This is a genomic window from Streptomyces nanshensis (genome assembly GCF_001751255.1).
GTDB lineage: Bacteria > Actinomycetota > Actinomycetes > Streptomycetales > Streptomycetaceae > Streptomyces > Streptomyces nanshensis_A.
On record NZ_LJGW01000378.1, the window covers coordinates 1 to 11559 of the forward strand.

Sequence of the window (11559 nt, forward strand, 5' to 3'; positions counted from 1 at the left end):
TCTCCCGGCGGGGGCTCCTTGGTGGTGCGACTCAGCTCACTGAGCTGTCACGTTCTCAGCCTGCGGGCCCTTCGGGCCCTGCGTCACGTCGAACGTCACGACCTGGTTCTCCTCCAGGGAGCGGAAACCGGTCGCGTTGATCGCGGAGTAGTGGACGAAGACATCGGGACCGCCGCCGTCCTGGGCGATGAAGCCAAAGCCCTTTTCAGCGTTGAACCACTTGACGGTTCCGGTAGCCATAAGCCCTCCTTGGGCCTATAAGGGTCGCCCTGCTCCCAGAACCCCGCTAAGAAGTCTGAAAACGACGAGAGCCCGCGGTCACATGCTCCGCAGGCTCTGTACTGCAAGGAAACCAAACTGCAACTTGCGAGCGAGACTAGCACGGTGCCGCGTGCCGGGGAAGGGTCGACGATCTCGGCTCTGCGCTGCCCCGTTCCCGCCCCGCCGCCGCCCCCCGTAGCGGCGCCGTACGCGCCCGGAAGGGCCGTTGCCGGACCGCACGGAGACCCGGCGTACTCTCCAGGGTGTGACTGAGATTCCGAGGGTTGCCGCATCCCGCCCGCGGGTGGGGCACATCCAGTTCCTCAACTGCCTGCCCCTCTACTGGGGCCTCGTGCACACCGGCTCGCTGCTGGATCTCGAGCTCACCCGGGACACCCCCGAAAAGCTGAGCGACCAGTTGGTGAACGGCGATCTCGACATCGGGCCCATCACCCTCGTCGAATTCCTGCGGAACGCCGATCAGCTCGTCGCGCTCCCGGATATCGCCGTCGGCTGCGACGGCCCGGTGATGTCCTGCGAGATCGTCTCGCGGGTGCCGCTGGAGGAACTGGACGGCGCGAGGGTGGCCCTCGGCTCCACGTCACGCACGTCCGTACGGCTGGCGCGGCTGCTGCTCGACGAGCGGTTCGGCGTGCGCCCCGACTACTACACCTGCGAGCCCGACCTCGCGCGGATGATGCGCGAGGCCGACGCCGCCGTCGTCATCGGCGACCTCGGACTGCGCGCGTATCTGCGTCATCTGCCCGAAGCGGGCCTGGCCGTCCACGACCTGGGCGACCTGTGGAAGGAGTGGACGGGGCTGCCGTTCGTCATGGCCGTATGGGCCGTGCGCCGCGACTATCTGGAACGGCACCCCGAGACGGTGGACGAGGTGCACCGCGCGTTCCTCGCCTCCCGCGACCTCGCCCTGGAGGAGGTCGCGAAGGTCGCCGAGCACGCGGCGCGCTGGGAGGTCTTCGAACCCCCGGTGCTGGAGCGGTACTTCACCACGCTGGACTTCCGCCTCGGGGCGCAGCAGCTCCAGGGCGTCGCCGAGTTCGTACGCCGTACCGCCGCCGCGGGCGACTACCCCGCGGACGTACGCGTCGACCTGCTGCACGCACCCGAGCGCACCTGAGCCCGCCGCGGGCCCCTGTCGTACGCTGGCCCGGCAAGGGAAAAGCCGCCAGCCACCCCCGGAGGGACGCCCCGGTGCCCGATAACGCCGACCGTCAGGCCGTGCTCGACCGTGCTGCCGAGGGCGGCCGAATCACCCCCGAGGAAGCGCTCGACCTGTACCGTTCCGCGCCGCTGCACGCCCTCGGGGCGGCGGCCGACGCCGCGCGCCGCAAGCGCTACGCGGGTACGGAGCACATCGCGACGTACATCATCGAGCGGAACATCAACTACACCAACTCCTGCGTCACGGCGTGCAAGTTCTGCGCCTTCTACGCCTCGCCGAAGAGCGACGACGTGTGGACGCGCGACCTCGACGACATCCTGCGCCGCTGCGCCGAGACGGTCGAACTCGGCGGCACCCAGATCATGTTCCAGGGCGGCCACCACCCGGACTACGGCGTGGAGTACTACGAGGAGCACTTCGCGGCGATCAAGGAGCGCTTCCCGGAGCTGGTGATCCACTCGCTGGGCGCCTCCGAGGTCCAGCACATGGCGAAGATCTCCGGCGTGACCCCCGAGGAGGCCATCCGCCGCATCCACGCCGCCGGGCTGGACTCCTTCGCGGGCGCCGGCGCGGAGCTGCTCCCGGCGCGGGCGCGCACGGCGATCGCCCCGCTCAAGGAGTCCGGCGAGCGCTGGCTGGAGATCATGGAGACCGCGCACGACCTCGGCGTCGAGTCCACGTCGACGATGCTGATGGGCACCGGCGAGACCAACGCCGAGCGCATCGAGCATCTGCGGATGATCCGCGACGTACAGGACCGCACCGGCGGCTTCCGCGCCTTCATCCCGTACACGTACCAGCCGGAGAACAACCATCTGAAGGGCCGCACGCAGGCCACGCTCTTCGAGTACCTGCGGATGATCTCGATCGCGCGGCTCTTCCTGCACAACGTCGCCCACATCCAGGGCTCCTGGCTCACCACGGGCAAGGAGGCCGGCCAGCTCTCGCTGCACTACGGTGCCGACGACCTGGGCTCGGTGATGCTGGAGGAGAACGTCGTCTCCTCGGCGGGCGCGAAGCACCGGTCGAACCGGATGGAGCTGCTCGACCTGATCCGCGCGGCGGACCGGGTGCCGGCGCAGCGGAGCACGACGTACGAGCACCTGGTCGTGCACGAGGACCCGGCCGAGGACCCCTCGGACGACCGTGTCGTCTCGCACTTCTCGTCCACGGCGATCGAGGGCGGCAGCGCCCACCCCGAACTCAACCTGATCGAGGCGAAGTAGCGCGGTCTCCGGTGGCTCCCTGAGCCCCTGACGTTCCAGCGGCCCCCGTACGCACCGCGGCTCGTGAACGCGGCGCCGTGCGGGGGCCGTTGCGTACGTCGACGGGCCCGGGAGAAGAGAAGGGGAGGACGCGTGCGACTCACGCTGGACGCGCTGCTGGCCGACGTGCCCGCCGAACAGGTCGAGGCGGCCCGTGAGTTCTACGCGTCGAGGACACCGGGCCGCGGCCCCGGCGGCCCGGCGGAGCTACGGCGGGCACGGGCGCAGCGGTCCGCTCCCGGCGCCGCCGACCCGCCCGCCGTCGAAGAGACGGCCGGGGCCGGCGAAGTACGCGTCCCCGTCAGGGTGTTCACGCCCGCCGGCGGTCCGCCCCGCGGCGTCCATCTGGACATCCACGGCGGCGGCTTCTTCATGGACTCCGCGGCACGCGGAGACCGCCGCAACCGCGCGCTCGCGGACGCCCTGCGGCTCGCCGTCGTCAGCGTCGACTACCGGCTGGCCCCGGAACACCCTTGGCCCGCTGCGCCCGACGACTGCGAGGCGGCGGCGCTCTGGCTGCTCGACGTGGCCCGGGCCCGCTTCGGCACGTCCCGCCTCTCGATCGGCGGCGACTCCGCCGGAGCCACCCTCGCGCTGGCGACCCTGCTCCGGCTCCGGGACGCGGGCGCCGTCGCTCATTTCGCCGGTGCCGTCCTCCAGTTCGGCACCTACGACCTGAGCGCACGGACCCCGGCGGGCCGCCGGATCGCGGACGAGTACTTCCTCCAGGCGTACGCGGGCCATGCCGGGGACCGCACCGTTCCCGACGTCTCTCCCGTCTACGGCGCCCTGGACGGGCTTCCGCCGACGCTGCTGATCGTCGGCAGCGAGGACGTACTACTGGAGGACAACCTGGCGATGGCGGGACGGCTGTCGGCGGCCGGCAACGACGTCGAGATCCGCGTCTATCCCGCGTGCCCGCACGGCTTCACCGGCCACCCCACGGCACTGGCCGCCACGGCGCTCCGCGACGCCCGCTCCTGGCTGCGCGACCGGATCGACGGCCGGCTTCCCACCCCGCCGCCGCACCCGCCGCGGCAGGGCGACACAATGGAGCGGTGACCCGCGCATCCCTGGACAAGCAGCCGCACGAAGTCGCCGCGATGTTCGACGACGTCGCCGCGCGGTACGACATCACCAACGACGTGCTCTCCCTCGGGCAGACGCGGCTGTGGCGGCGGGCCGTCGCCCGCGCCGTGGAGGCGCGGCCGGGGGAGCGGGTGCTCGATCTGGCCGCCGGTACGGGCACCTCCTCGCAGCCGTTCGTCGAGGCGGGCGCCTACGCGGTGCCGTGCGACTTCAGCCTGGGGATGCTGACGGAGGGCAAGAAGCGGCACCCGTGGATGCCCTTCACCGCGGGCGACGCGACCCGACTGCCGTTCCGCGACGGGGTGTTCGACGCGGTGACGATCTCCTTCGGTCTGCGGAACGTGCACGACACCGACGGCGCCCTGCGGGAGCTGCTGCGCGTCACCGCGCCCGGCGGACGCATCGTCATCTGCGAGTTCAGCCACCCCACGTGGGCGCCGTTCCGCACCGTCTACACCGAGTACCTGATGCGGGCGCTGCCGCCGGTCGCCCGGTCCGTCTCCTCCAGCCCCGACGCCTACGTCTACCTCGCCGAGTCGATCCGCGCCTGGCCCGACCAGCCCGCGCTCGCCCGCCAGTTGCAGGACGCGGGCTGGGCGAAGGTGGCCTGGCGGGACCTGACCGGAGGCGTGGTGGCCCTGCACCGCGGCGTACGTCCGTAGCGTCCGCCGAGGGGAGCGGCACCGTGTGCGGCGGGCCGCCCTCTTAGACTGCACCTGCCCAGTACCCAGCCTTAGCGGGAGTCCTTGTGACTGACACCGTCACCTCCGAGCGGACCGCCGATGTGATCGTCGTAGGTGCCGGCCCCGCCGGGGCCACCACCGCCTACCACCTGGCCCGCAGCGGCCTGGACGTGCTGCTGCTGGAGAAGACCGCCTTCCCCCGCGAGAAGGTGTGCGGCGACGGCCTCACGCCGCGCGCGACCAAGCAGCTCGTCGCCATGGGCATCGACGTCTCCGAGGAGGCCGGCTGGCTCCGCAACCGGGGCCTGCGCATCATCGGCGGCGGACAGCGGCTCGAACTGGACTGGCCGGAGCTGGCCAGCTACCCGGACTACGGACTCGTGCGCAAGCGCGACGACTTCGACGAACAGCTCGCCCGGCAGGCCGAGAAGGCAGGCGCCCAGATGTACGAGCGCTGCAACGTCGGCGAGCCGATCCTCGACGCGGGCGGCCGCATCACGGGCGTCCACGCGAAGCTCGGCGAGGAGAAGACCCCCGTCACCTTCCACGCCCCGATCGTCGTCGCCGCCGACGGCAACTCCACGCGCCTGTCGTTGAAGATGGGCCTGCACCGGCGCGAGGACCGCCCGATGGGCGTCGCCGTCCGTACGTACTTCACCTCGCCCCGGCACGACGACGACTATCTGGAGTCCTGGCTGGAGCTGTGGGACCGCCGCGGCGCGCAGGACCGTCTGCTGCCCGGCTACGGCTGGGTGTTCGGCATGGGCGACGGCACGAGCAACGTCGGCCTCGGCGTCCTCAACACCTCCGAGGACTTCAAGGAGCTGGACTGGCGGGAGATCCTCAAGGCGTGGACGGCCTCCATGCCCGAGGAGTGGGGCTACACCCCGGAGAACATGACGGGCCCGATCCGCGGCGCCGCCCTCCCGATGGCCTTCAACCGGCAGCCGCACTACACGCGCGGACTGCTGCTCGTCGGCGACGCGGGCGGCCTGGTGAACCCGTTCAACGGCGAAGGCATCGCGTACGCCATGGAGTCGGGCGTCATCGCGGCGGAGACCATCGTCCAGGCGCAGGCCCGCGCGACGCCCGCCCAGCGGGAGTTGGCCCTGCGGCGCTACCCGAAGATCCTCAAGGAGACCTACGGGGGCTACTACACGCTGGGCCGCGCCTTCGTGAAGCTGATCGGCAACCCGAAGGTGATGAAGGTGGCGACCGAACGCGGCCTGTCCCACCCGCTGTTGATGCGCTTCGCCCTGAAGATGCTCGCCAACCTGACGGACCCGGCGGGCGGCGACGCGATGGACCGGGTCATCAACGGCCTCAGCAAGGTCGCGCCGCGCGCGTAGCGCGGCCCGTGCTCCGGCCGACGCCGGAACTACGACGAACCGACGAAGGCCCCACCGGTGCACGGTGGGGCCTTCGTCGATGTCTGAGCGGGTGCGTGCTGCCTTGCAGTCGGTGCTGGGCGCGGTGCGGCTGCCCTGTGCCGTACGCGCGTACGTCTGCGGCCGCGGCCGCGGCCGCAGACGTGGCCGCAGCCGTCACCCCAGCCGGACCGCTCCGGAGGGCGGGTCGTAGTCGAGCGTCTTCTCCACGACGCCCGTTGAGCTGTTCTGCGCGCCGATGAACTTGCCGCCGCCCACGTACACACCCACGTGGTACGCGCTGCCGGCGCCGCCCCAGTAGAGCATGTCGCCCTCCTGGAGCGCGTCCATGGAGACGGGGGTGCCGTGCGTGGACTGCTCCTGCGAGGTGCGCGGCAGGCTGACCCCGAGCTGCTTGTAGGCGGCCTGGGTCAGTCCCGAGCAGTCGTAGGAGGAGGGGCCGCTGGCGCCGAGCACATACGGCTTGCCGACCTGGGACTTGAGGAAGCTGATCATCCCCGCGACGTTGCCGCTCGCGGAGGGGAGCGCGGTGCGCTCGCTGGTACGTGAGGCACGGGTGGCTGCGGCCTCCTTGCGGGCGGCCTCTGCCTTCCGCTTGGCGGCCTGTGCCTTCTTCTCGGCCTGCTTCGCCGCGTCCTGTGCGCTGTCGGTGGCCTTGGACTCGGCGTGGGTGACCTGACGCTGGAGTGCGTTGGTCTCGAGGGAGTCCGCTGCCTCGGAGGTCGACTTCTCTACGGAGCCGACCGCAGCCATCTCGACGGTCTCGGAGGCTTCGTCCTTCTTCTCGGCCGCCGAGGACGCCGGAGAGATCGCCGTGGTGAGGGCGACCGCTCCCAAGACGCCACCGGTCGCCCCCGCGCGCAGCGCCTTGTTGACGTTGCTGCTGCGGGGTTTCCGGTGTCTGGGTATGTGCGCGTTCCGGGACATGAGGAAATGGATAGCAGGGTGAGGATGATCCGTTCAAAGATCGTGCGATGTGCCACAACAACGCGGGAAGCGTTCAGTTGAGGCGAAGACGATCTTCGCAATGTCTCGGTACGGTCACGGGAAAATCCCAACTAGGCCTGTGTGACCACGGAGTTGACCCCCTCCGCTGCCCTCGTCGGGCGCATATCACCCCACGTGCGAGCACGCAAAGATGGCAGGAGCTGCCATCCGGGCGTGTGGTGTACGTCACATCGCGCCGGTGAAGTCTGTTCATGAATGGGCGATTGAGTCCTCGTCATCCCTTTTGGATGCCGAGGAGAGGGTGTGCGAACCGTGAAGAAGGTGATCCTCGACGGGGAGGTTTGTGCCGGCGTTCACGAACCGCAGGCCCTCCCCGCGTCGCGGCTCTCCTCTGCGGACTGTCCGGTGCGGGGCGCCCGTAACCCTCCCCGGCGGTCTCGTTCCTGCTGCATGGGGGTCTCGTTCGGATATCGGTTGGGGAGACGGCGGTGGAACGGGCTCCGTGCGCGCGGTCGTCCGTACGTCCCTTCATGGCGCCGTCACAGCGCTTCCGCGTTCCGTTCCGGTCTTCGGCGGCGCTCGTGCCGAAAGGCCTTGCGAGACCGCCCAGTTGAAGATCGACATCCCTCTGACGTGGGACTTCCACCTCGCGTGTTGGAGATCACAAACCCTTGTCCGGACCCCGTGTCGCAGATCACAAGCCCCAGGCATAGGATGCCTCCCGCAAGGGCTTGTGAACTGCCTCACATAGAAGCGATCTTCGTGTGAAGGACGGGACATTCGCCCGGCGGACAGCGGGCAGTCAGCGTCGACGGTCCCTGCGGGCCCACCGGTCCGTGAGGGTTCCAGTGTCGACTGGAAGGAGCGGGGAGCGGTGAACGCCTACACGCCAATCCTTGTACTGGGAGCCATCGCGGCGGCCTTCGCGATCTTCTCCGTGGTCGCGGCATCGGTCATCGGCCCCAAGCGCTACAACAGGGCCAAGCTGGAGGCGTACGAGTGCGGCATCGAGCCCACTCCGCAGCCGGCCGGCGGCGGGCGATTCCCGGTCAAGTACTACCTGACGGCGATGCTCTTCATCGTCTTCGACATCGAAATCGTCTTTCTCTACCCGTGGGCGGTCCACTTCGACTCCCTCGGGCTCTTCGGCCTCGCCGAAATGCTGGTCTTCGTCGCCCTCATCGGCGTCGCGTACGCCTACGACTGGCGGCGCGGCGGCCTGGAATGGGATTAGGGGCAGGTACGCAATGGGACTCGAAGAGAAGCTGCCGAGCGGCTTCCTGCTGACCACCGTCGAGAAGGCCGCGGGCTGGGTGCGCAAGTCGTCCATGTTCCCGGCGACGTTCGGACTCGCCTGCTGTGCCATCGAGATGATGACGACGGGCGCGGGCCGCTACGACCTCGCCCGCTTCGGCATGGAGGTCTTCCGCGGATCGCCGCGGCAGGCCGACCTCATGATCGTGGCGGGCCGCGTCAGCCAGAAGATGGCTCCGGTGCTGCGGCAGGTCTACGACCAGATGCCCAACCCGAAGTGGGTCATCTCCATGGGCGTGTGCGCCTCGTCCGGCGGGATGTTCAACAACTACGCGATCGTGCAGGGCGTCGACCACATCGTGCCGGTCGACATCTATCTGCCCGGCTGCCCGCCGCGTCCCGAGATGCTCCTCGACTCCATCCTCAAGCTCCACGAGCACGTGAAGGGCGAGAAGCTCGGCGTCAACCGCGAGCAGGCCGCCCGCGAGGCGGAGGAGGCGGCCCGCAAGGCCCTGCCGACGATCGAGATGAAGGGGCTGCTCCGGTGAGCGACGCACGTGCGGCCGCCGGGCTGCCGAGGATCACGATGCCTGTACTTCTGCGCCGCGCGAGCGGAGAAGCGAACAGGGGGACGCAGTGACCGAGAAGAAGGCCAACGGCAACGGCAACGGCGAGGGTGCCGCCGACGAGACCGACGGCGCCGAGAACGGGGGCGGTTCGGTCCCCGCGCCGCGCCAGGACCCGGGCGAGATCATCGGCGTCCGCCGCGGCATGTTCGGCGCCAACAACGGCGGCGACACCTCGGGTTACGGCGGTCTGGTCCGTACGGTCCGGCTGCCCGGCGCGAGCCACCGCCCCTACGGCGGCCCGAACGGCCGTGCCGCGCACGGTGACTTCGACGAGATCGCGGACGAACTCGAAGGCGCTCTGGAGGAACAGGGCCTGGCGCCCGGCGAGGCCATCGAGAAGACCGTGGTCGACAGCGGCGAACTCACCTTCCACGTGGCCCGCGAGCACCTCGTCCAGGTCGTACGGACCCTGCGGGACGACCCGGCGCTCCGCTTCGAGCTGTGTACCGGCGTGAGCGGCGTGCACTTCCCCGGCGACAAGGGGCGCGAGCTGCACACCGTGAACCACCTGCGGTCGATCACGCACAACCGGATCGTCCGCATCGAGGTCAGCGCGCCGGACAGCGACCCGCACATCCCCTCGATCGTCGAGGTCTACCCGACCAACGACTGGCACGAGCGCGAGACGTACGACTTCTTCGGCATCGTCTTCGACGGCCACCCCGCGCTGACGCGGATCATGATGCCCGACGACTGGCAGGGCCACCCGCAGCGCAAGGACTACCCGCTCGGCGGCATCCCCGTCGAGTACAAGGGCGCCCAGATCCCGGCTCCCGACCAGCGGAGGTCGTACAGCTGATGAGCACGCCAACATCCGCCCACGCACCCGCGGGCATCCGCGAGACCACCGAGGGCACCGTCTACGACGTCACCGGGGGCGACTGGGACGAGGTCGCAGCCGCCGCCGCGCGCAGCGACGACGAGCGGATCATCGTCAACATGGGCCCGCAGCACCCCTCCACGCACGGAGTGCTGCGGCTGATCCTGGAGATCGACGGCGAGACGGTCACCGAGGCCCGCTGCGGCATCGGGTATCTGCACACCGGCATCGAGAAGAACCTCGAGTACCGGACGTGGACGCAGGGCACGACGTTCGTGACGCGCATGGACTACCTCACGCCGTTCTTCAACGAGACGGCGTACTGCATGGCGGTCGAGAAGCTGCTCGGCATCGAGGACGAGGTCCCCGACCGCGCCAACGTCATCCGCGTACTGATGATGGAGCTCAACCGGCTCTCCTCGCACCTGGTGGCCATCGCCACCGGCGGCATGGAGCTGGGCGCGACCACCGTCATGATCTTCGGCTTCCGCGACCGCGAACTCGTCCTGGACCTGTACGAGTTGATCACCGGTCTGCGGATGAACCACGCGTACATCCGCCCGGGCGGCCTCTCCCAGGACCTGCCGCCCGGCACGGTCGACGCGCTGCGCGAGTTCCTGAAGAAGATGAAGAAGAACCTGCCCGAGTACGACGCGCTGTGCTCCGGCAACCCCGTCTTCAAGGCCCGCCTCCAGGACATCGGCTACCTCGACCTGGCCGGCTGCATGGCGCTCGGCGCGACCGGGCCGATCCTGCGCTCCGCCGGGCTGCCGCACGACCTGCGCAAGTCGCAGCCGTACTGCGGCTACGAGACCTACGACTTCGAGGTGCCGACCGTCGACACCTGCGACTCCTACGGGCGCTTCATGCTGCGCCTGGAGGAGATGCGCCAGTCGCTGCGGATCATCGAGCAGTGCATCGACCGCCTGGAGCCGGGCCCGGTCATGGTCGGCGACAAGAAGATCGCCTGGCCCGCGCAACTGGCGCTGGGCCCCGACGGTCTCGGCAACTCGCTGGACCACATCAAGAACATCATGGGCACCTCCATGGAGGCCCTGATCCACCACTTCAAGCTCGTCACCGAGGGCTTCCGCGTCCCGCCGGGACAGGCGTACGCGGCGGTGGAGTCCCCGAAGGGCGAACTGGGCGTGCACGCGGTGAGCGACGGCGGCACCCGCCCGTACCGCGTGCACTTCCGCGACCCCTCCTTCACCAACCTCGAAGCCATGGCGGCGATGTGCGAAGGCGGCCAGGTCGCCGACGTCATCGTGGCCGTGGCCTCCATCGACCCCGTGATGGGAGGCGTCGACCGATGACCACCGCGCCCGAGAGGGGCAGCGCCCCCGACGCACCGATGCTCGGCATCCCCGCGATGCCGCCGCCGGAGTACCCGGCCCATGTACGGGAGCGGCTGGAGCCGGACGCGCGCGCGATCGTCGCCCGCTACCCCGACAGCCGTTCCGCGCTGCTGCCGATGCTGCACCTCGTGCAGTCCGAGGAGGGCCATGTCACGCCCACCGGGCAGCGGTTCTGCGCGGAGATGCTCGATCTGACGACGGCCGAGGTGAACGCCGTCGCGACGTTCTACTCGATGTACCGGCGCAAGCCCTCCGGCGACTACCAGGTCGGCGTGTGCACCAACACGCTCTGCGCGGTGATGGGCGGCGACGCCATCTTCGACGACCTCAAGGAGCACCTCGGGGTCGGCAACAACGAGACCACCGAGGACGGCACGGTCACGCTGGAGCACATCGAGTGCAACGCGGCCTGCGACTACGCCCCCGTCGTGATGGTCAACTGGGAGTTCTTCGACAACCAGACGCCCGAGTCGGCACGGCAGCTCGTCGACGACCTGCGCGCCGGACGCGAGGTCGCCCCCACCCGCGGCGCCCCGCTGTGCAGCTTCAAGCAGACCGCGCGCATCCTCGCCGGCTTCCCCGACGAGCGCCCCGGCGCCGCCGAGGCCACCGGCGGCGGCGGTGAACCGTCCATCGCCGGACTGCGGTTGGCCCGCGGCGAGGCGCCCGCCAACCGGCTCG

At 69.9% G+C, this 11559-nt stretch carries 12 protein-coding genes; 10 read left to right on the top strand and 2 right to left on the bottom strand.

Translation table 11 applies throughout. The features are described from left to right. Positions 1-36: 36 nt before the first annotated feature. On the bottom strand, positions 37-240 hold the full coding sequence (locus AN218_RS23245) for a cold-shock protein (RefSeq protein ID WP_070018854.1): 204 nt from the start codon (positions 238-240) through the stop codon (positions 37-39). Between the two features lie 286 nt (positions 241-526). Between AN218_RS23245 and AN218_RS23250 the strand changes: the two genes are divergently transcribed. The 5 genes from AN218_RS23250 to AN218_RS23270 all read left to right on the top strand — a co-directional run bounded on the left by AN218_RS23250 (position 527) and on the right by AN218_RS23270 (position 5830). Next, on the top strand, positions 527-1399 hold the full coding sequence (locus tag AN218_RS23250) for a menaquinone biosynthetic enzyme MqnA/MqnD family protein (protein ID WP_171908772.1): 873 nt from the start codon (positions 527-529) through the stop codon (positions 1397-1399). A 74-nt stretch (positions 1400-1473) separates the two neighbouring features. Further along, positions 1474-2670, top strand: coding sequence for a cyclic dehypoxanthinyl futalosine synthase (gene mqnC, locus AN218_RS23255; protein WP_070018855.1), 1197 nt, complete (start codon positions 1474-1476; stop codon positions 2668-2670). 132 nt (positions 2671-2802) lie between these two features. After that, entirely contained in the window at positions 2803-3771 is a 969-nt protein-coding gene (locus AN218_RS23260; protein ID WP_070018856.1) for an alpha/beta hydrolase fold domain-containing protein, read from the top strand. After that, on the top strand, positions 3768-4460 hold the full coding sequence (locus tag AN218_RS23265; protein ID WP_070018857.1) for a demethylmenaquinone methyltransferase: 693 nt from the start codon (positions 3768-3770) through the stop codon (positions 4458-4460). Before AN218_RS23260 ends, AN218_RS23265 begins: the two co-directional genes overlap by 4 nt. A gap of 86 nt (positions 4461-4546) precedes the next feature. Then, entirely contained in the window at positions 4547-5830 is a 1284-nt protein-coding gene (locus AN218_RS23270; protein WP_070018858.1) for a geranylgeranyl reductase family protein, read from the top strand. Positions 5831-6025: 195 nt separating this feature from the next. Here AN218_RS23270 and AN218_RS23275 read toward each other — a convergent pair whose 3' ends face one another. Further along, complete coding sequence (locus tag AN218_RS23275; RefSeq protein ID WP_070018859.1) at positions 6026-6796, bottom strand: C40 family peptidase; 771 nt, start codon at positions 6794-6796, stop codon at positions 6026-6028. 895 nt (positions 6797-7691) lie between these two features. Here AN218_RS23275 and AN218_RS23280 point away from each other — a divergent pair. The 5 genes from AN218_RS23280 to nuoE all read left to right on the top strand — a co-directional run. Further along, the gene (locus tag AN218_RS23280; protein ID WP_070018860.1) at positions 7692-8051 is read left to right on the top strand and encodes an NADH-quinone oxidoreductase subunit A; all 360 of its coding nucleotides are present in this window, start codon (positions 7692-7694) and stop codon (positions 8049-8051) included. A gap of 13 nt (positions 8052-8064) precedes the next feature. Then, positions 8065-8619 carry a NuoB/complex I 20 kDa subunit family protein gene (locus AN218_RS23285; RefSeq protein WP_070018861.1) on the top strand — a complete coding sequence of 185 codons (555 nt, stop codon included), beginning with the start codon at positions 8065-8067 and terminating at the stop codon, positions 8617-8619. 88 nt (positions 8620-8707) lie between these two features. Then, positions 8708-9499, top strand: a complete 792-nt coding sequence (locus AN218_RS23290) for an NADH-quinone oxidoreductase subunit C (protein ID WP_070018862.1) — start codon at positions 8708-8710, stop codon at positions 9497-9499. Then, positions 9499-10836: an NADH-quinone oxidoreductase subunit D gene (locus tag AN218_RS23295; RefSeq protein WP_070018863.1), complete on the top strand. Its 1338-nt coding sequence runs from the start codon at positions 9499-9501 to the stop codon at positions 10834-10836. The genes AN218_RS23290 and AN218_RS23295 overlap by 1 nt, the downstream gene beginning before the upstream one ends. Then, on the top strand, positions 10833-11559 hold a 727-nt coding region (nuoE, locus tag AN218_RS23300; RefSeq protein ID WP_171908773.1), incomplete at its 3' end, for an NADH-quinone oxidoreductase subunit NuoE. The genes AN218_RS23295 and nuoE, both read left to right, overlap by 4 nt.

Bases quoted from the DNA above. Each gene is read 5' to 3' on its own strand.
- AN218_RS23275 (WP_070018859.1), bottom strand. From the start codon at position 6,796: ATGTCCCGGAACGCGCACATACCCAGACACCGGAAACCCCGCAGCAGC.
- AN218_RS23295 (WP_070018863.1), top strand. From the start codon at position 9,499: ATGAGCACGCCAACATCCGCCCACGCACCCGCGGGCATCCGCGAGACC.
- AN218_RS23245 (WP_070018854.1), bottom strand. From the start codon at position 240: ATGGCTACCGGAACCGTCAAGTGGTTCAACGCTGAAAAGGGCTTTGGC.
- AN218_RS23285 (WP_070018861.1), top strand. From the start codon at position 8,065: ATGGGACTCGAAGAGAAGCTGCCGAGCGGCTTCCTGCTGACCACCGTC.